Genomic DNA, 19,546 nt, shown 5'->3' with positions numbered 1-19,546 from the left:
TGTGATAACGGACGCAGTCTGGCACACCGAGGTCAAGAAGGGGCAAGCAAGGAAAGGTAGGACGGTTCCTAAATGTGAGCTTTTGTAGGAGCCGGCTTGCCGGCGAAAAACCCGAGAACGCCACGGGGCGCCAAGCACCTCGCGTAATCGTTGACGATTTTCGCCGGCAAGCCGGCTCCTACAAGGGGTTAAGCCTGGACCAGACCTTCGATCTTCACGGTCGGATTGACGTCAGCGTCGTAATCCACGCCATCAATCTCGAAACCGAACAGGCGCAGGAACTCTGCCTTGTAGCCGGCAAAATCGCTGATCTCGTTGACGTTGTCATCGGTCACCTGGTTCCACAGCGCCGCCACGGCGTCCTGGACTTTCGGTTCCAGCTCAGCCAGGTCAGCACGCAGGCGGCCATCGGCATCAAGCTTCGGCTCGCTGCCGTACAGGCTGTCCTTGAACAGGCCGTAGACCTGCTCGATGCAACCTTCGTGGGTGCCCTGCTCTTTCATCACCTTGAACAGCAGCGACAGGTACAGCGGCATGATCGGGATCGCCGAACTGGCCTGGGTAACCACGGCCTTGAGCACCGAGACACGGGCATCGCCCTTGAGTGCGGCGAGGTTGTCGCGCAGGGTCAGGACTTTCTTGTCGAGGTCTTTCTTGGCCTCGCCGATGGAGCCATTCCAATAGATATCCTGGGTGAGCTTTTCGCCCAGGTAGGTGAACGCGGTGGTCTTGGCGCCTTCGGCCAGCACGTCGGCGTCACGCAGGGCGTCGATCCACAGCTGCCAGTCTTCGCCGCCCATCACTTTGACGGTGCCGTCGATTTCTTCCTGGGTCGCCGGCTCCAGCGTGGTGTCGACCACAACGCCCTTGTCGGTGTTGATCCCACGCAGGGTCACGGCCTTGCCGATCGGCTTGAGGGTGGAGTTGTGCACCACGCCCTGCGGGTCGGTACGGCGTGGCGCGGCCAGGCTGTAGACCACCAGGTCGATCTTGCCCAGGTCTTTCTTGATGGTTTCGATGGTCAGGCGCTTGATCTCGTCAGAGAACGCATCGCCATTGATGCTCTTGGCGTACAGGCCTTTTTGTGCGGCAAACTTGTGGAAAGCGGCGCTGTTGTACCAGCCGGCAGAGCTGAGCTTGCCTTCTTCGCCTTCTTTTTCAAAAAACACACCAAGGGTGTCGGCGCCACAACCAAAAGCGGCACTGATACGCGCAGCCAGGCCGTAACCGGTGGATGCACCGAGCACCAGGACTTTCTTCGGGCCGCCTTCGATGGCACCGTGCTGGGTCACGTAGTCGATCTGCTCTTTGACGTTCGCTTCGCAGCCAACTGGGTGGGCGGTCACACAGATAAAGCCACGAACCCGCGGTTTGATGATCATAAAATTTCTGCCTCTTCCAAGGTGCCGATGGCCAATGGTGGCCATTACGGCGTCAATCGTACTGGTCTATGACGTCCGAAAAACCGAAGCGTCACGATAGTCGCAATTCTTCTGTTCGCAAAATCCAATCCACACTGGCCAAAGGCACTATATTTTTCCGACAAGGGCGTGAATTCAGCAAATTCTGCGGCATGATGAGGCAGAGCGGAGTTTGCGTCCTGCCTGTAGGGCAGGGAAAATGCCCGTCCTGTGCGACCGTATTCGGCGCTCGTCATCCTCATGCCACTGGCTGTTCAGCGCCCGGTGGCTGCGCTTTCAGGGAATAAGAATGCCTCAACGTCAAGTCATCAATGCCTCCGTCAGCCCCAAGGGCAGTCTCGAAACGCTGTCGCAACGTGAAGTCCAGCAACTGAGCGAAGCCGGTTCCGGCAGCATCTATACGCTGTTTCGCCAGTGCGCCCTGGCAATTCTCAACACCGGCGCCCATATCGACAATGCCAAGACCATCCTCGACGCCTACAAGGACTTTGAGGTGCGCATCCATCAACAGGATCGCGGCGTGCGCCTGGAACTGTTGAACGCGCCCGCCGACGCGTTCGTGGATGGCGAAATGATCGCCAGCACCCGGGAAATGCTGTTCAGCGCCCTGCGCGACATTGTCTACACCGAAAACGAGCTCGATAGCCAACGCATCGACCTGAGCACCTCCCAGGGCATCACCGACTACGTGTTCCACCTGTTGCGCAACGCGCGCACCCTGCGCCCGGGTGTCGAGCCGAAGATCGTGGTGTGCTGGGGCGGGCACTCGATCAATACCGAAGAATACAAATACACCAAGAAAGTCGGGCACGAACTAGGCCTGCGCAGCCTCGATGTGTGCACCGGTTGCGGCCCGGGCGTGATGAAAGGCCCGATGAAGGGCGCGACTATTTCCCACGCCAAGCAACGCATCACCGGCGGGCGCTACCTGGGCCTCACTGAGCCTGGCATCATCGCCGCCGAAGCGCCGAACCCGATCGTCAACGAACTGGTGATCCTGCCGGATATCGAAAAACGCCTGGAGGCCTTTGTGCGTGTCGGCCACGGCATCATTATCTTCCCGGGAGGCGCCGGTACGGCCGAAGAATTCCTGTACCTGCTGGGCATCCTCATGCACCCGGACAACCGTGACGTGCCCTTCCCGGTCATCCTCACCGGGCCAAAACAGGCAGCGCCGTACCTGCAACAGTTGCATGCGTTTGTCGGCGCGACCCTGGGTGAGGCGGCCCAGGCCCACTACCAGATCATCATTGATGACCCCGCCGAAGTCGCCCGGCAGATGACCGCGGGCCTCAAGTCCGTCAAACAGTTCCGCCGCGAGCGCAACGATGCCTTCCACTTCAACTGGCTGCTGAAGATCGACGAAGGCTTCCAGCGCCCGTTCGACCCGACCCACGCCAACATGGCCAGCCTGCAACTGAGCCATGCCCTGCCGCCCCATGAACTGGCGGCCAACCTGCGTCGGGCGTTCTCGGGGATTGTGGCGGGTAACGTCAAGGACAAGGGCATCCGCCTGATCGAACAGAACGGCCCGTACGAGATCCACGGCGACCCGAGCATCATGAAGCCGCTGGATGAGCTGTTGAAGGCGTTTGTGGAGCAACACCGGATGAAACTGCCCGGTGGCGCGGCGTATGTGCCGTGCTATCGCGTGGTGCAGTAAGGCACATCGCCAGATCATAGGTTGGATTGCTTTAGGGCTGTCGGATGGGTGTCGAGGGTATGAAGGCGGACTAGGGTTTTACCTATTCAGACCAGCGACACCTACCATAGCGTCCAGGACCTCAAGGGCCTGATTCGCAAACCCGCCACGGCCGTCAGCATTGAACAGGTGAGCCAGGCAGTCGCCGCGCAGGGAGCAAAAGCGCGATGATTGGCCAGGATACCTTGGCGTTGCTGCAACGGACCTGCTTTGGTAAAACCTGTGCTCCACCGCCCTTATTAGAGACTGCCCAACGTGCGCACGCTTCTGCTCGCTGCCCTGCTCCTGACCCCCACCCTCGCCCTGGCAGAAACCATCGCCTGGCCGGACCTTCCAGAGACCTGTTTCGTCAGCGGCCGTTCTGCCACCAACGACGATGTCGACAATGGCTGTGCGGCGTTTCTGATCAATGTGAAAGGCAAGGCGGCAGGCACGCCCATCAAGCTGGATATCCCCCAATACGCCATGCACGTCGAAGCGGGTACAGGCAAGGAAACGCCGGTGATCATCATCCAGGCGGAAGAGAACGGTGAGATCAAGGCGGTTGGGTACAAGGAGCTAGGTACCGAACAATTGGGGGCGGCACTGCTCAAGGAAGTGCGGCTGCTGGGAACGAAAAAGCCGGGCTAAAGCCAGCCCAGTTGCGCTCCAATAAAGCTCCACAATCAAAAAACCCGCTGACCGTTACCGGTTCAGCGGGTTTTTAACTGGCGACTCAATCCTGTTTCAGGACCTCGTCAACCGCTTACAGCGCGATGTCAGCCGCCGGCTTGCTCGGCTCGGCCGCAGGCTTGGCAGCCTCGGTCGCCTGTGGGGCAGCCATTTGCGGAATGGCTGGCGGAGGCGTCAGTTGCAGAACCTTGGAAGTGTAGGCCCATTCTTGCGCAACCCGCTCAGGGCTGCCGTTCAGCTTGGTGCCATAGCTCGGCACGATCTGCTTCAGCTTTTCCTGCCAGGCCGGAGTAGCGACCTTGTCCTTGAACACTTTTTCCAGCACGGTCAGCATGATCGGCGCTGCAGTGGACGCACCTGGCGATGCACCCAACAGGCCGGCGATGGTGTTGTCGGCGGAGCTGACCACTTCGGTACCGAGTTTCAGGACGCCGCCCTGCTCTTCGTCACGCTTGATGATCTGCACACGCTGACCGGCTTGCCACAGGCGCCAGTCTTCTTTCTTGGCGTTCGGGAAGTACTCTTGCAGCGCCTTGAAGCGGTCGTCATCGGACTGCATCAGTTGGCCAGCGAGGTACTCGACCAGTGGGTATTCACGAATACCGACTTTGGTCATTGGCCAGATGTTGTGGGTGGTGGTGCTGGTCAGCAGGTCCAGGTACGAGCCTTCTTTGAGGAACTTGGTGGAGAAGGTCGCGAATGGGCCAAACAGGATCACGCGCTTGCCATCCAGCACGCGGGTGTCCAGGTGCGGTACCGACATCGGTGGCGCGCCAACCGAAGCTTTACCGTAGGCCTTGGCCAGGTGCTGCTCGGCAATCGTTGGGTTCTCGGTCACCAGGAACGAGCCACCCACCGGGAAGCCTGCGTATTCCTTGGCTTCAGGAATGCCCGACTTCTGCAGCAAGTGTAGGGCACCGCCGCCCGCGCCGATGAATACGAACTTGGCGTCGGTCTCGGTCTTGCTGCCGTCTTTCAGGTTTTTGTAGCTGACACGCCACGAACCGTCGGCGTTCTTGGTGATGTCCTGCACTTCGCTCGACAGTTTCAGGTCGAACTTGGGTGTGGTCTGCAGGTGAGCGACGAACTGGCGGGTGATCTCGCCGAAGTTCACGTCAGTACCGATTGGTGTCCAGGTCGCGGCGATTTTCTGGTTCGGGTCACGCCCTTCCATCATCAGCGGAACCCACTTTTTGATCTGTACCGGATCTTCGGAATATTCCATGCCAGCAAACAGCGGGCTCGCCTGCAGCGCTTCGTAACGCTTTTTCAGGAACTTGATGTTGTCATCGCCCCACACAAAGCTCATGTGCGGAGTGGAGTTGATGAACGAACGCGGGTTCTTCAGAACGCCTTGCTGAACCTGCCACGACCAGAACTGGCGGGAGATCTGGAACGCTTCGTTGATCTCGACCGCTTTCGGGATCTCAACGGTGCCGTCCTTGTTTTCCGGGGTGTAGTTCAGCTCAGCCAGGGCCGAGTGACCGGTACCGGCGTTGTTCCAACCATTGGAGCTTTCTTCGGCGACGCCATCCAGGCGCTCGACCATCTCCATCGACCAATCCGGCTGCAGCTCATTGAGCCATACACCCAGGGTCGCACTCATGATGCCGCCGCCGATCAGCAGCACATCGACTTTCTTTGCCTCTTCCGCCTGGACGGAAGTAATCCCCATCGACAAAGCCAGACCCAGCAGGGCAGTGTTCACTTTTTTAAACATCGTAGCACCTATGATAAAACGCCTTCCGCCCTACCGCCCTCGACCTTCCGGCAACCGTGGTGCGCCAAACATCAGGCCACGTCTGGCGGGTTCCCGTACTCGCAAGTACTGCAGGGTGGGCACACAAGGCCGACGTATCGACCTCACTTTTATGTCCCTTCTGCGCTGACTTCTTATCATTATTGGCTTCAGCTACCTCGGCGACAGCTACCCTGCCGGTACGCATTCGGGAGTGCGTACCAGAGAGAGAATAGACCAAGATGGCGCGCAGAATATCATGCTCCGGCGGGATCGGGCGTCTGTTCTGGACTTGACGGTCGTGTTGGCAACAGGCTCAGCGCCACCTCGACAGACTGGCGAAGACGCTCAGGTGTAACGCCATCCCTCGCCTGGATGGAAATACCGTGCAAAAAGGTCGCATAAAAGTCCCCCAGTGCCTGCACGTCGGCACCCGCGCCAAGCTCGCCGCTTTCCTGCCCGCGCTGCAACCTGTCGATAATCGACTGGGTACGTTGCAGGCGGTGCTCGCGCAGCCATTGCTGAACCTCGGCGCCGTCCGGGCTGGTACTGCTTGCGGCACTCACCACCAGGCAGCCGCCGGGCCGACCCGATTGCGTGTAAGTGCTGATGGCATCCTCCAGCATGCCCCTGATCGCGCTTTTCAGGTCTGCCTGCGCCAGCGCATAGTCGGCAAAACCACCCTCGCCGCTTTCATATAACGCCACCGCCTCACGGAACAGCGCCTGCTTGCTGCCAAAAGCGGCGTAAATCCTCGCCGAGGCAATGCCCAGTGCCTCAACCAGCGCCGACATGCTGGTGCCCTCGTACCCTTGTTCCCAGAACAACAACATGGCGCGCTGCAATGCCGCTTCCCTATCAAATTCGCGCGGACGTCCGGCCATTAATTGCTTACCTGTGGGTGTGATTTCATCACTTTAACCCATATCGAGTTGACGGTAATGAATGGACGGGCCTATTCTTTGTCAATCGACAAACAATAGGAACACATGATGCGTACGCTTAAAGGACCCAGTTTGCACCTGGCACAATTCAGTGCCGCCGAGCCGCCTTTCAACAACCTGGAGAACATCGCTCAGTGGGCCAAGGCGCAAGGCTTCAAGGCGCTGCAGATTCCGGCCTGGGACAGCCGACTCTTCAATATCGAACTGGCCGCGCAAAGCCAGGCGTACTGCGATGACATCAAGGGCATGCTCGGCGACCACGGCCTGCAGATCAGTGAATTGACCAGCCATATTTTTGGCCAACTGGTGGCGGTGCATCCTGCCTACGACGCGTTGTGGGACGCATCCATTCCAGCGCCGCTGCGGGGCAAACCCCAGGCCCGTACCGAATGGGCGATCGAACGCATGAAATGGACCATCACGGCCTCGCAACGGCTTGGCCTTGAAGACCTGGGCACGTTTTCCGGCTCCCTCGCCTGGCCCTATCTGTTCCCCTTCCCGCAACGCCCGGAAGGTCTTATCGATGCCGCATTCGATGAGCTGGCCCGACGCTGGCGACCGCTGCTGGACCTTGCCGACGAGCAAGGCGTCAACCTCTGCTACGAAATCCACCCCAGCGAGGACCTCCACGACGGCACCAGTTTCGAGCGTTTCTACGAACGGGTTGACCAGCATCCGCGCTGTCGGATCCTGTTCGACCCCAGCCACTTCGTGCTGCAACAACTGGACTACTTGAGCTACCTCGACATTTACAAGTCGTTCATCCGCATGTTTCATGTCAAGGACGCCGAGTTCAACGCCACCGGCCGCCAAGGTATCTACGGTGGCTACAGCGACTGGGCCAACCGTGCCGGGCGTTTTCGCTCACTGGGTGATGGCCAGGTGGATTTCAAAGGCATTTTCTCCAAACTCGCCCAATACGACTATCCGGGCTGGGCCACGCTGGAATGGGAGTGCTGCTTGAAAAACCAGGAGGACGGAGCCTGCGAAGGCGTCGAGTTCATCAATCGACATATCATTAAAGTCACCGACCGGGCCTTTGACGACTTCGCCGGTGCGCCGGTCGATCAGCGGCAGATCCAGGCCATGCTCGGCCTTCAGCACGAGGCACGACCATGAACGCTCGCACCGCCCTACCCATCGATACCAGTGACGATTTCACACACCACTACGTGCGAATCGACGGCAAGAAAATCCACTGCGTCATGGCCGGCGCCGGGCAACCGGTGTTGCTGGTCCCGGGCTGGCCACAAACCTGGTACGCCTTCCGGCATATCATGCAAGCCCTGGCAATTCAGGGCTTCCAGGCCATTGCCGTCGACCCGCCAGGCCTGGGCAACTCAGACCGTCCTGCACTGGGCTTCGACACCGGCAATATTGCCGACGTGCTCCATCGGACGATGCTGGAGCTCGGCATCCCGCGCTATCACCTGGTCGGGCACGATGTCGGCATGTGGATCGGCTATGCGCTGGCAAGTGACCAGCCACACGCCGTGCGCACACTGACCGTAACCGAAGCCGTCATACCCGGCCTGGCCCCGCCGCCGCCGATTTTTGTGGCGCCGGAACAAAACATCTTCCTGTGGCACTTCCTCTTCAACCAGATCCAGGACCTGCCCGAAGCCCTCATCACCGGACGGGAGGAAACGTACCTCAACTTCATGTTCGACCGCTGGTCATTTCACCGCGACTCCGTTGCGTCCGACGTCTACATTCGCGCCTATTCGACACCCGGTGGCTTGCGCGCAGGGTTCGACTATTACCGCGCGATTCCCGAAACCATCCGGCAAAACACCGAGCGCGCTACCCGCATGCTGGAAATGCCGGTACTGGCCATCGGCGCCGAACATGCCACTAACGACGCCCCCCTGGTGACGCTCCAGGGGCACGCAACCGACCTGCGCGGGGCGATCATCGCCGATTGCGGGCATTTTGTGATGGAGGAGGCACCGCAGGCATTCGTGGAACATCTGCTTGGTTTTCTGCAGGCGCATCCTGAAAGCTAAAGGCTCAGGCCAGAGGAGTGACGGAACAACCTCGGGCGTGCTGGAATCAGGAAAGTCGATGGGAATCATCAAGTTTTTATGGTTTTCAGCCCTGCCCAATTGTCGATAATCGCGCCTACTCAAAAGGGAAGCGCGTATCCAGATGACACAGGCAAAAAGCTATACAGCCACGGCAAAGTGGCTGCACTGGAGCATGGCGCTCATCTGGATTGCCGCCTGGCTGGTGGGAATCGTGGCCGTTCACTGGCGCGATGAATTAAACCCGCAGCATCAACTCACTTTTTTACACAAGGCGATGGCTAGCACCCTGCTGTTGCTTATCGTCCTACGTATCGCCTGGCGCCTGACCCATGCAGCGCCGGCGATGCCCGACACCATGACACCGATGGTCAAGCGTGCTGCGCTCATTGGCCACCTGTTGCTGTATATCGTGGCGCTAGTCGGACTGCCGATATCCGGCTGGTACTGGAGTTCGGTGGCGGACAAACCCATCCTGGTTGCCGGCTTATTCCTGCTACCGCCGCTGGTGGAGGCGGATAAGAGTCTCTATGACCTGGCAAAGGCAATTCATACCTACAGCGCGTGGTTATGCGGTGCTCTTGTGGGAGGGCATGTGATGGTGGCGCTGAAGCATCACTTTGTTGATAAGGACAAGGTACTGGCGGGGATGCTGCCGGGGCGCGTCGACTGATGTGGAAACGCCCCGGATACCTGGCCTCAACGAGGCCACTCCGTTCCTGATAAACTGATCGCCCTTCGCCTTCCCCGTCCAGATACTTCAATGCCTCTACAAATTGCATCAATGCCACTTTCCCGCCGGTTTTCGGTTGCACCGATGATGGATTGGACCGACCGCCATTGCCGCTTTTTCCTACGTCTCCTCTCCAAGCACGCCCTGCTCTACACCGAAATGGTCACCACCGGCGCCATCCTCCGCGGTGACCACGAACGTTTCCTGCGCCACAACGAGGCCGAGCACCCACTGGCGTTGCAACTGGGCGGCAGTGTTCCAGCCGATTTGGCTGCCTGTGCCCGCATGGCCGAGGATGCAGGCTACGACGAAGTGAATCTGAACGTCGGCTGCCCCAGCGACCGGGTGCAGAACAATATGATCGGCGCGTGCCTGATGGGGCACCCCGCTCTGGTGGCGGACTGTGTAAAGGCGATGCGTGATGCGGTGTCGATTCCGGTGACGGTCAAGCACCGTATCGGGATTAATGGCCGGGATAGTTATGCCCAGTTGTGTGATTTCGTCGGGCAGGTGAAAGACGCGGGTTGCACCAGTTTTACAGTGCATGCGCGGATTGCGATTCTGGAGGGGTTGTCGCCCAAGGAGAATCGGGACATTCCGCCGTTGCGTTATGACGTAGCGGCGCAATTGAAGCGGGATTTTGCCGAGTTGGAGATTATTCTCAATGGCGGGATCAAGACGCTGGAGCAATGCGAAGAGCATTTGCAGGTGTTTGATGGGGTAATGCTGGGGCGTGAGGCTTATCACAATCCGTATTTACTGGCAGAAGTGGATCAGCGGCTGTTTGACAGTACGGCGCCGGTGATCAGTCGGGCCGAGGCGTTGGCGAAGTTGCGGCCTTATATCGCCGAACACCTGGCCACTGGTGGGGCGATGCATCACATTACGCGGCATGTGTTGGGGTTGGGCACCGGTTTTTCGGGGGCTCGCAGGTTTCGGCAGTTGTTGTCGGTGGATATTCATAAGGCCAGCGATCCGTTGGCTTTGTTGGATCAGGCTGGGGCGTTGCTGGAGGGCCACTGACGGAGCCGGTCAGTCGGCTTATTGGACGACTGGGTCCAGCGCTATCGCGGGCCAGCCCCACATTTTGATCGCGGTGCAGGCGGAACCTGATGGCGATTCTGCCCTCCTATCTAGCAGCACGGCCGGTCATTCAAACGGCTGTTTTCAGGTTGTTGCCCTCGCAAACGATCGAACGCATTTGCGCCCTTGAGCGGCTAGCAACCCTCGGGTAATGTCATCAGACCCATAGGACAGAGCACGCCCATGACTTCCAAGCTGGAACAACTCAAGCAATTCACCACTGTAGTTGCCGACACCGGCGATTTTGAAGCTATCGCTCGCGTCAAGCCACAGGATGCCACCACCAACCCTTCCCTTTTGCTCAAGGCTGCGTCAATTCCAGGCTACGCCAAGTTGCTGGATGCCTGCGTGCAGGATTGCAACGGTGATGTGGGCCTGGCCAGTGACCGCTTTGCGGTGGCTGTGGGCCAGGAGATCCTGAAAGTGGTGCCAGGACGCATTTCCACCGAGGTGGATGCGCGCCTGTCGTTCGACACTGACGCGGTACTCAAGCGTGCGCATCGTCTGATCGACTTGTACGAAAAGGCAGGTATTGGCCGCGACCGCGTGCTGATTAAGATCGCGTCCACCTGGGAAGGCATTCGTGCCGCCGAGCAACTGGAAAAGGAAGGCATCCAGACCAACCTGACCCTGTTGTTCTCCTTCGCCCAGGCCGTGGCCTGCGCGGAAGCCGGGGTGTTCCTGATTTCACCGTTTGTCGGTCGTATCTACGACTGGTACAAAAAGGCCAACGGCAACGACTACATCGGCGCCGATGATCCAGGCGTGCAGTCGGTCACCCGCATCTACAACTACTACAAGGCCAATGGCTACAAGACTGTGGTGATGGGCGCGAGCTTCCGCAACCTGAGCCAGATCGAGGAGTTGGCCGGTTGCGACCGCCTGACCATCAGCCCGGACTTGCTGGAGAAGCTGGCGGCCGACAATGGCAAGCTCGAGCGCAAGTTGGCGCCAGGCCACGCCGGCGAACCTCGCGTGCATATGACCGAGGCGCAGTTCCGTTGGGAGTCCAACGAGGATGCGATGGCCACTGAGAAGCTGGCTGAGGGGATTCGTCAGTTTGCCCGGGATCAGGAGAAGCTGGAGGCGTTGTTGAGCGCCAAGCTGTAAAAAGCGAGCGCGGCAAAAAGGGCGGCATCTTTGGGATGCCGCCCTTTTTTGTACCCGCTCAATATGAGTGGTTGGGCTGGCGCTATCGCAGGCAAGCCAGCTCCTGCATTTTGACCTTGCTCAACAGTGAGATCAGTGACGCTCTAGGGCGTTGACCAGGTCGTGAAACGCCTCGCGGTTGGATTCGTTCAGGCCCATCAGGATCTTGTGCGCTTCCAGCACCTTGAGCCGCACCACTTCCTCGGACTGGTCCTGGGAAGGCAAGTCGGTCAGGCATTCCGGACAGGGGATCGGGCGATCGACGATGTTGAACACCTGGTCGAAACCCATCGACTGCAACAGCCGGGTGATGTCTTCGTGTGTGGTGACGACGGTCGGCAGCAGTCCAACCTTCTGCCGCGACAGAATGGACAACTTGGCCAACAGCCCAAGGGTGGTGCTATCGATGCTGCGGGTTTCGGTCAGATCGATCACGATCGCCGAGAAATTCAAGGCTGTGAAAATCCGCTCAATCGTTGCATCCAGCGCCGAACACAAGGTCAGGCGCACTTCACCGACAAACTTCAGGACGAAGGTCCCGTCTTGCTCGGCGAATTGGATTCTTCCGGTACTCATCAAAGATTCCTGCTCAACACCAATAGGGCGATATCATCCGGCATCTCCCCTAGCGTGGCCAATCCAAAAACCTGCCGCAGGCCATCCAGGCTGCCGCCCGCCGACCTTACCCGTTGGGGCAAGGCGGCTTCTTTCTCTTTGAGTGTAGGCTCTGGAAGAAGGTCCAGGATGCCATCGGACATCAGCGTCAGGCTGAAGGCCGGTGGCAGTTCCAGGATGTGATCTTCATAGGTGGCTTCGTTGAACAAACCCACCGGCAGACCACGCCCTTCCAGATAACGCACACTGTCTGGAGTGTATAAAACCGGCAATGGCAGGTGACCGCCAATGCTGTAGGTCAAAAGACCCGTTTCTTCATCAATCACGCCGCCCACCATCGTCACGTGCTTGCCCAGCTTGCAGCTGATCAGGCCCCGGTTGATGTGGCCCAGCACTTGCGAGGGAGTGAACTCCGGCAAAGTGCCGTTGCGCTTGGATTCGAACAACAGCCGTGTGGTCATGAACTTCAACAACACAGTCACGAATGCAGAAGATGCGCCGTGCCCGGAGACATCGGCCAGGTAGAACGCAACACGGCGCTCATCCACGCGGAAGTAGTCGACAAAATCCCCCGACAGGTACAGCGACGGGATGATCTGGTGGGCGAACTGGAACTCGTCGATGCTCCACGGGCTGACCGGCAGCATGTTCATCTGCACCTGGCGACCGGCGTTCTGGTCTTCCTGGAGCAGGTTGAGGCTGGCCTCGAGTTCACGGTTGGCGGTTTCGAGCTTTTCGCGGTAGCGCTGGTTTTCCAGCAGCAGGCGGGCACGGTCCAGTGCACGGCGCACCGAGTGTTCCAGGACGGCCAGGTCTTCCAGGGGCTTGATCAGGTAATCGGCGGCGCCCAGGCGCAAGGCTTCCACGGCGTCGTTCATCACTCCGGCACCCGACACGACAATGACCGGCGTCTGCGGGGCAAGCTCGGTCACCTGGCGGATCAGCTCAAGGCCGCCCATCTGGGGCATGCGCAGGTCGCAGATCACCAGGTCGGGCTGGTCGCGCTCGAACACCTGGAGACCCTGAAGACCATTGCCGGCCTGCAGGACGCTGAAGCCACTGTCTTCCAAATAGGCCGCGAGGCTCGCGCGCACTACTTCGTCGTCATCGATTATCAGCAGCGTGGCACTGGTTTTTTGCATGTGGGCAAACGGCGCCAGAATTAGGTTGGCGTAGGCAGTCAGGCAATGGCCCGGCTCGCACTACTGGATTCGCTTTCTAGCCTCTCTGTCCTACAAAACATGAGCTGTTGGCCCACGCACAAAGGTAAAGCAGAGGTGCCCTTCTAAGGCGCAGACGGTACTCCCATCCGCCAGGGGTTTCAAGCTCATGCCGATGGTCGCTGGGCGTCTTTACATCGCAAATCACCGGGAGTTATAAGAACAGGCAAAACCACAACGCAATGGAAGGATGAAAGCTATGAGCGCAAATGAACGTGACTACGCAGAAAAGCGCGATTTCATCCGCATGCGGGTGGAGGCGGACGTGTCGCTGATCCATGCCGGGCAAGAGATTGCCGGGGTCTGCCTGGACCTCTCCAGCTCTGGCATGCAGGTCCAGGCGCAGCATCCGTTCAACGTTGGCGACCAACTGAAGGTGCGTATCGACTCAGAACACGCCGCGCTCAAGGGCCTTGAGGCGGACACCGAGGTGGTCTGGGCCAGGAAAGAAGGCAACGACCAACACCTGGGCCTGAAAATCCTCACGATGTACTGAAATCAATGCACACAAAAAAGGCGGCCTCAAGGGCCGCCTTTTTCATTCAAGGTTTCACCTTAAAAGTCATCCACTACATTGCCGTCCTTGACCTTGAACTCGCGGTTCTGCAGGTAGGCATTGCGAATAAAGGTGTATTTGTCGCCGTTGATCAGCTTTTCAGCCGACAGCAGGCTGGCGCGGGTATCGATGATATCCAGGCCCATGGCGCTGTTGCGCGTAGGAATGTCGTTCATGTAGCGGTACGGTTCGGTGTAGCTGTCGACATACTTGGACGGTGCATCACGCAGGGTGCTCGGGCCCAGCAGCGGCAGCATCACGTACGGACCGCTGCCCACGCCCCAGTAACCGAGGGTCTGGCCAAAGTCTTCATCGCTGCGCTGCAGCCCCATTTTGGTGCCGACATCAACCAAGCCCAGCACGCCAAACGTGGTGTTGACCAGCAAGCGCGCGGTATCGACACCGGCCTGATGCGGCTTGAGTTGCAGCACGTTGTTGGCCAGGTTGCCCACATCGCCGATATTGCGGAAGAAGTTGTGGATACCGTCTTCGACAAATTGCGGGGTGATGAACTGGTAGCCCTGGGCCAATGGCTTCAGTGCATAGGTATCAACGGTGTCGTTGAACGTGAAGATCGGGCGGTTGATGCTCTCCCACGGATCTTCTTCTGCAGCCTGGGCGGCGAAAGGCACCAGCAGGACGCTGGCACATACCGATAGTTGAGCAAGACACTGGCTCCAGCGCATAGCTTGAACTCCTTGGATGATCTGTCATGGGCGCTATGCCCTGAATAAGGCGGCAGTATATGACGGAAGTGTAGGATTAGGCAGCTTGACGGAATTGTCATTCAGAAAATGTACAAATTCCCTACAATCTCATCAGGTGTCATCTGCCTGTCACGGACCTCCGATAGCGTCACAGCTATTTTCAGGGACGTCGAAATGCCCCACCCCCAGATCGTTGCAGACAACGCCCCTTCCCTGACCGCCGTGTTGTTTGGGCTCAGTGGTTGCCTGGTGGACTTCGGTTCCACGGCCCACGCCAACACCGTCCCCGCAGCCGAAACCCTGGCCACCCCTGGTGCCCTGAATATCCTGCAATGGCTCAACACCCAAGGCACCCCCTGCGCCTGGCTGGATGAGTTGCCTTGCGCCGTCACCACCCCGCTGGCCGCAGCCCTGCCCGGCTGGGTGCATGGCTGCCGCCCTGCGACCGCCCCCTGGCCTGCGCCCCATGCCTGCTGGCAAGCGTTGATGGAGTTGAACATCGCACACCTGGATGGCTGCGTGCTGGTCAGTGGCGAGCCGCGGCTGCTGCAATCAGGGCTCAACGCTGGGCTCTGGACGATTGGCCTGGCGTCCTGCGGCTCCCTCTGCGGGCTCTCCCCTGGCCAATGGCAAGCGCTGGACGAACAGGCACGCGAACACAAGCGCGCCAAGGCCACCGTCGCGCTGTACGGGCTTGGCGTGCACTCGGTGATTGATCACCTGGGTGAACTGGGCACCTGCCTGGCGGACATCGGCCTGCGCCGGCTCAAAGGCGAGAAGCCCTGATCAAGATCATGCACAGTCGCCGCCAGTGGATTAATCTACAGGTCGTCCCGTAGACCTTTCTCGGCGTGCCGTGGTCTATGCCAGTGCCTATTGATAAAAGGAAGAACGCCATGCCTGCCCGCGAAAAACTGCAAGAACAGGTTTCCATCCTGCGCGAGCAATTGAACCAGGACCCGCCTCTGTCGCTGGAAAAACGCGAAGCGCTGGAAGCGTTGATTGCCAAGTTTGAAGTGCAACTGGAACTAGAACCTGCCACTCAGAACCCCAGCCTTGCCGACGGTGTCAACCTGGCTGTAGAACGCTTCGAGCTGGAGCATCCGGGCATAGCCGGGACATTGCGCAATATTGTGGTGACCCTGGGCAATATCGGGATCTAATCCGCATCCAGGCCAAACCCAGAACCAAAAAATGTGGGAGCGGGCTTGCTCGCGATAACGGAGTGCCAGTCACCGAAGATATTGACTGAAACATCGCTATCGCGAGCAAGCCCGCTCCCACATTTGTGTGGTGTAAAGCTTACTGGCGAGCCAGGCGCAGGTTCTGGAACTGCACAGCCTCGGTACTGCGATAGGGGTTGATATCCAACCCACCGCGACGCACATACCGCGCATACACCGTCAACTTCTGCGGCTTGAGCAACCGCTGCAGGTCGAGAAAGATCCGCTCCACGCACTGCTCATGAAAGTCCGAGTGCTGGCGGAAGCTCACCAGGTATGCCAACAGGCTCGCATGGTCCAGCGCCGCGCCACGGTATTCCACCGCCACGCTGCCCCAGTCCGGCTGGCTGGTCACCGGGCAGTTGGACTTGAGCAGGTGGCTGTGCACGCTCTCCTCCACCACACGGGAATCATCGCAACGCAGCAATTCCGGACGCGGATGCTCGTAGTTGCTGACACTGATATCCAGGTCATCGATGCACACCCCCGGCAGGCGCACCACGCCTTCGTCTTCCACCTCGGCCAGGCTGCGGATGCGCACACCCACGGGTTTGCCGGCCGCCGCGCTCAAGTCGGCACGCAAGGTCGCCTCAAGGTTGGACACATCGGCAAACGGCGTCTGGTTCAACGAGTTGAGGTAGAGCTTGAAGGACTTTGACTCGATGATGTTCGGCGAGTCAGCCGGGATGCTGAACTCACCGATAGCCACCACCGGCTTGCCAGACGGCAGCAGCCAGGACAGTTCAAAACAGTTCCAGAAATCCACGCCCTTGTAAGGCAGCGTCTGGGCGGTGAGGCCCAGCTCGGCCCATTTGGCGGCGCGAGGGATAGGGAACAGCAATGAAGGGGTGTAAGTGGAGATGTATTCACTGGACTTGCCCAGCGGCGAATGTTCGGCTGCGGGATGCATGGCGGAAACCTGGCTAAATAAACCCCGCCAGTCTACCAGCCTTTGCTCCCGGCCTTAACCCGCGCGTCAGGGGGCAACAGTCAGCTTGCCGACCATCCCCGCCTGGTAATGCCCGGGGAGGTTGCAAGCGAACTCCAGGGCCCCAGCCTTGCTGAAGGTCCAGGTCAATTGCGCGGTCTTGCCTGGCTCCACCAGCACGCTGTTGGGATCGTCATGCTTCATGCCCCCCATATCACCATGGCCCATCGCCGCGTGATCCATCTGGCCCATGCCGGTGGCGGTCAACATGCCACTGGCTTGCATCTTGAGCATTTCTTTCTGGTGATCGGCATGCATGCTTGCGTCACCCAGGTTGAACTCATGCAGCAGCTGCCCCTTGTTGACCAGCACAAAGCGCACCGTCTCACCGGCCTTTACATCAAGTGAGGTGGGTGCAAAGGAAATATCCTGCAGCACCACTTCCACCGTACGAGTGGCCTTGGTCGCCGGCGCCGCCTCGCCAAAGGCAAACGTGTGAGCGCCATCGGCCAGCGCCGGGACGCTCAACATCATCAAGCAACCTGCCAGCCACCCAGATTTACGCAAAAACATGTTTATCCTCCAAAGGTATAAGACCAGCCTGTGGGACACTCTAATAATGCACCGCTGCCAGTTACCTGACTGCTAGATTACAACTTTGTCAGGTTGCGCCAGCCCACCGGCGCGCACGGTATAAAGCCCGCTGCTACCCCGTCATGAGTTGCCTATGAAACTGCTGATCGTCGAAGACCAACCCAAAACCGGCCAATACCTGCGCCAGGGCCTGGCCGAAGCCGGGTTCAATACCGAACTGGTGGCCGACGGCACCACCGGCCAGCACTTGGCGCTGACGGGTGACTACGACTTGCTGATTCTCGATGTGATGCTGCCGGGCCGCAGCGGCTGGCAGATCCTGCAGGCGGTGCGCAGTGCCGGCCTGGAAATCCCGGTGCTGTTCCTGACGGCACGGGATGCGGTGGAAGATCGGGTCCACGGCCTGGAGTTGGGCGCTGACGACTACCTGGTCAAGCCATTCGCGTTCTCCGAACTGCTGGCCCGGGTGCGCAGCCTGTTGCGCCGCGGCAGCAGCACACCCCAGGAAACCAACCTGCACCTGGCCGACCTGCGCCTGGACCTGATCCGGCGCCGCGTGGAGCGCAGCGGCCAGCGTATCGACCTCACCGCCAAGGAGTTCGCCCTGCTGGAAATGCTCCTGCGCCGCCAGGGCGAAGTGTTGCCCAAGTCGCTGATCGCCTCCCAGGTCTGGGACATGAATTTCGACAGCGACACCAATATCATCGAAGTGGCCATCCGCCGCCTGCGCTTGAAGATCGATGACGGCTTCCCCAACAAGCTGATCCACACCGTGCGCGGCATGGGCTATGTGCTGGAAGAGCGATTCAGTTGATGAAACGCCTCTCCCTGGCCAGCCGCCTGGCCCTGCTGTTTGCCGGCTGCACCGCCGTGGTCTCGCTGCTGGCAGGCGTATTGTTCAGCCAGGCCAGCGAAAAGCACTTCATCGAACTCGACCAGCAATTGCTCGACAGCAAGCTGCTGGCCCTGCGCAGTGCCCTGCAAGGCGCCGACACCCCGGCGCTGTTCGCCCAACGCGTGGCCGCACTGACAGACGAACTGAGCCATCAACCGGACCTGGCCGTGCGCGTCAACGCCGCCGACGGCCAGCGCTGGTTTGACAGCGCGCCGCGCATCCCCGTCGACCTGCCCACCGCGCCCGGCCTGCACAGCCTGCAAAGCGCCGGCACCAGCTACCGGGTGTACAACGCTGCGTTGAACCCCGCCCAGCCCGGTTCTGCGCAGTTGGTCCTGATGCTCGACATCACCCATCACCAGCACTTCCTGCAACGCATGCAACACCTGATCTGGCTGACAGTCGGCCTGTCCGCCCTGGCGACCGCGCTCCTTGGCGCCTGGGCCGCGCGCAGCGGGCTGCGGCCCCTGCGGCGAATGACCGAAGTGGCCAGCAATATCCGCGCTCACTCCCTGACCCAGCGCCTGCCCCAGGAACAGATGCCCGCCGAACTGGCGGAACTGGCCCAGGCCTTCAATGCGATGTTTGGCCGCCTCGATGATGCGTTCCAGCGGCTATCGGCGTTCTCTGCCGATATCGCCCACGAACTGCGCACACCGTTATCCAACCTGCTGACCCAGACCCAGGTGATCCTCACCCAACCCCGGCCGCTGGAAGACTACCGCGAAGCGCTGCACAGCAATCTGGAAGAGCTGCAATGGATGGCCCAACTGGTCAACGACATGCTGTACCTGGCCAAGGCCGACCACGGTTTGCTCAACCCCAAACGCGAACCCCTGGCCCTGGCCGACGAGGTGGATGCCTTGCTGGAGTTCTTCGCGCCGTTGGCCGAGGACGCCCAGGTCAACCTGCTGCGCGACGGCAGCGCCAGTGCCGCCGGTGACCGCAGCATGCTGCGCCGGGCGTTTTCCAATCTGTTGGACAACGCCGTGCGCTTTACCCCGCCGGGTGGCGAAGTACGAGTGAGGATCAGCGAAAACGCCCAGGGCGTGACACTGAGTGTGGAAAACACCGGGACCGGGATTCCCCAAGGGCTGCTGCCCAAGCTGTTTGACCGGTTCTACCGCGCAGATCCGGCTCGGCATGAAGGCAGCAGTGAGCATGCGGGGCTGGGGTTGGCGATTACCCAGTCGATTGTGCGGGCGCATGGGGGGAGGATTTTCTGTGAATCACAACCGGGGTGGACGCGGCTTGTGATTGAGTTGCCACAGGGGGTTTGAGGCAAGCTGGGCGGGCCTCATCGCGGGCAAGCCCGCTCCCACATGTTGATTTGCGAACACCG

The 19,546-nt window shown here is 59.8% G+C and carries 20 protein-coding genes and 1 pseudogene; 13 read left to right on the top strand and 8 right to left on the bottom strand.

Annotation, left to right across the window (positions count from 1 at the left end; all coding sequences use genetic code 11):
- Window positions 1–188: 188 nt before the first annotated feature.
- Window positions 189–1,382: an enoyl-ACP reductase FabV gene (gene fabV, locus HBO19_RS14925; protein WP_169954153.1), complete on the bottom strand. Its 1,194-nt coding sequence runs from the start codon at window positions 1,380–1,382 to the stop codon at window positions 189–191.
- A gap of 328 nt (window positions 1,383–1,710) precedes the next feature.
- On the opposite strand from fabV, the gene ppnN reads away from it, so the two are divergent.
- From ppnN to HBO19_RS14915, 3 genes and pseudogenes are all read left to right on the top strand, one after another.
- Window positions 1,711–3,084 (top strand): nucleotide 5'-monophosphate nucleosidase PpnN, encoded by a 1,374-nt coding sequence (gene ppnN / locus HBO19_RS14920; protein ID WP_169954154.1) that lies wholly within the window; start codon window positions 1,711–1,713, stop codon window positions 3,082–3,084.
- A gap of 111 nt (window positions 3,085–3,195) precedes the next feature.
- A pseudogene (locus HBO19_RS28500) lies at window positions 3,196–3,294 on the top strand (AbrB family transcriptional regulator); the annotation flags it as partial.
- Between the two features lie 84 nt (window positions 3,295–3,378).
- Window positions 3,379–3,753, top strand: a complete 375-nt coding sequence (locus HBO19_RS14915) for a hypothetical protein (protein ID WP_170057766.1) — start codon at window positions 3,379–3,381, stop codon at window positions 3,751–3,753.
- A gap of 115 nt (window positions 3,754–3,868) precedes the next feature.
- Here HBO19_RS14915 and mqo read toward each other — a convergent pair whose 3' ends face one another.
- Both mqo and HBO19_RS14905 read right to left on the bottom strand, forming a co-directional pair.
- Window positions 3,869–5,515: a malate dehydrogenase (quinone) gene (gene mqo / locus HBO19_RS14910; RefSeq protein WP_170057765.1), complete on the bottom strand. Its 1,647-nt coding sequence runs from the start codon at window positions 5,513–5,515 to the stop codon at window positions 3,869–3,871.
- Window positions 5,516–5,790: 275 nt separating this feature from the next.
- Complete coding sequence (locus HBO19_RS14905; RefSeq protein ID WP_170057764.1) at window positions 5,791–6,417, bottom strand: TetR/AcrR family transcriptional regulator; 627 nt, start codon at window positions 6,415–6,417, stop codon at window positions 5,791–5,793.
- A gap of 108 nt (window positions 6,418–6,525) precedes the next feature.
- Here HBO19_RS14905 and HBO19_RS14900 point away from each other — a divergent pair, with 108 nt between their 5' ends.
- The 5 genes from HBO19_RS14900 to tal all read left to right on the top strand — a co-directional run bounded on the left by HBO19_RS14900 (window position 6,526) and on the right by tal (window position 11,427).
- On the top strand, window positions 6,526–7,596 hold the full coding sequence (locus HBO19_RS14900) for a sugar phosphate isomerase/epimerase family protein (protein ID WP_170057763.1): 1,071 nt from the start codon (window positions 6,526–6,528) through the stop codon (window positions 7,594–7,596).
- Window positions 7,593–8,483, top strand: a complete 891-nt coding sequence (locus HBO19_RS14895) for an alpha/beta hydrolase (protein WP_170057762.1) — start codon at window positions 7,593–7,595, stop codon at window positions 8,481–8,483. The genes HBO19_RS14900 and HBO19_RS14895 overlap by 4 nt, the downstream gene beginning before the upstream one ends.
- Window positions 8,484–8,625: 142 nt before the next feature.
- Window positions 8,626–9,174, top strand: coding sequence for a cytochrome b (locus HBO19_RS14890; RefSeq protein ID WP_170057761.1), 549 nt, complete (start codon window positions 8,626–8,628; stop codon window positions 9,172–9,174).
- 90 nt (window positions 9,175–9,264) lie between these two features.
- Window positions 9,265–10,257 (top strand): tRNA dihydrouridine(20/20a) synthase DusA, encoded by a 993-nt coding sequence (dusA, locus tag HBO19_RS14885; protein WP_169954161.1) that lies wholly within the window; start codon window positions 9,265–9,267, stop codon window positions 10,255–10,257.
- A gap of 243 nt (window positions 10,258–10,500) precedes the next feature.
- Complete coding sequence (gene tal, locus HBO19_RS14880) at window positions 10,501–11,427, top strand: transaldolase (protein WP_169954162.1); 927 nt, start codon at window positions 10,501–10,503, stop codon at window positions 11,425–11,427.
- Window positions 11,428–11,559: 132 nt separating this feature from the next.
- Here tal and rssC read toward each other — a convergent pair whose 3' ends face one another.
- Together rssC and rssB are read right to left on the bottom strand one after the other, a co-directional pair.
- Window positions 11,560–12,042, bottom strand: a complete 483-nt coding sequence (gene rssC, locus HBO19_RS14875; RefSeq protein ID WP_029293846.1) for an anti-sigma factor antagonist RssC — start codon at window positions 12,040–12,042, stop codon at window positions 11,560–11,562.
- Window positions 12,042–13,223: a two-component system response regulator RssB gene (gene rssB, locus HBO19_RS14870; protein WP_032863287.1), complete on the bottom strand. Its 1,182-nt coding sequence runs from the start codon at window positions 13,221–13,223 to the stop codon at window positions 12,042–12,044. The genes rssC and rssB overlap by 1 nt, the downstream gene beginning before the upstream one ends.
- A gap of 277 nt (window positions 13,224–13,500) precedes the next feature.
- Between rssB and HBO19_RS14865 the strand changes: the two genes are divergently transcribed.
- On the top strand, window positions 13,501–13,797 hold the full coding sequence (locus tag HBO19_RS14865; RefSeq protein WP_170057760.1) for a PilZ domain-containing protein: 297 nt from the start codon (window positions 13,501–13,503) through the stop codon (window positions 13,795–13,797).
- A 59-nt stretch (window positions 13,798–13,856) separates the two neighbouring features.
- Here HBO19_RS14865 and HBO19_RS14860 read toward each other — a convergent pair whose 3' ends face one another.
- Window positions 13,857–14,543, bottom strand: a complete 687-nt coding sequence (locus tag HBO19_RS14860) for a VacJ family lipoprotein (RefSeq protein WP_169954164.1) — start codon at window positions 14,541–14,543, stop codon at window positions 13,857–13,859.
- 195 nt (window positions 14,544–14,738) lie between these two features.
- Here HBO19_RS14860 and HBO19_RS14855 point away from each other — a divergent pair, with 195 nt between their 5' ends.
- The gene (locus tag HBO19_RS14855; RefSeq protein WP_170057759.1) at window positions 14,739–15,350 is read left to right on the top strand and encodes an HAD family phosphatase; all 612 of its coding nucleotides are present in this window, start codon (window positions 14,739–14,741) and stop codon (window positions 15,348–15,350) included.
- Window positions 15,351–15,460: 110 nt separating this feature from the next.
- A complete protein-coding gene (locus HBO19_RS14850; RefSeq protein WP_076961288.1) occupies window positions 15,461–15,727 on the top strand; it encodes a DUF4404 family protein in 267 nt (88 codons plus the stop codon).
- A gap of 139 nt (window positions 15,728–15,866) precedes the next feature.
- Here HBO19_RS14850 and queF read toward each other — a convergent pair whose 3' ends face one another.
- Both queF and HBO19_RS14840 read right to left on the bottom strand, forming a co-directional pair.
- Window positions 15,867–16,697 (bottom strand): NADPH-dependent 7-cyano-7-deazaguanine reductase QueF, encoded by an 831-nt coding sequence (gene queF / locus HBO19_RS14845; protein ID WP_169954166.1) that lies wholly within the window; start codon window positions 16,695–16,697, stop codon window positions 15,867–15,869.
- A gap of 66 nt (window positions 16,698–16,763) precedes the next feature.
- Complete coding sequence (locus HBO19_RS14840) at window positions 16,764–17,288, bottom strand: cupredoxin family protein (RefSeq protein WP_169954167.1); 525 nt, start codon at window positions 17,286–17,288, stop codon at window positions 16,764–16,766.
- A 154-nt stretch (window positions 17,289–17,442) separates the two neighbouring features.
- On the opposite strand from HBO19_RS14840, the gene HBO19_RS14835 reads away from it, so the two are divergent.
- Window positions 17,443–18,123 (top strand): heavy metal response regulator transcription factor, encoded by a 681-nt coding sequence (locus HBO19_RS14835; protein ID WP_169954168.1) that lies wholly within the window; start codon window positions 17,443–17,445, stop codon window positions 18,121–18,123.
- Entirely contained in the window at window positions 18,123–19,484 is a 1,362-nt protein-coding gene (locus tag HBO19_RS14830; protein WP_170057758.1) for a heavy metal sensor histidine kinase, read from the top strand. The genes HBO19_RS14835 and HBO19_RS14830 overlap by 1 nt, the downstream gene beginning before the upstream one ends.
- Window positions 19,485–19,546 lie beyond the last annotated feature (62 nt).

Source organism: Pseudomonas sp. WS 5021 (assembly GCF_012985535.1).
GTDB lineage: Bacteria > Pseudomonadota > Gammaproteobacteria > Pseudomonadales > Pseudomonadaceae > Aquipseudomonas.
Note: the sequence above shows the minus strand (reverse complement) of the source record. Positions and strands in the feature narration are given on the sequence as shown.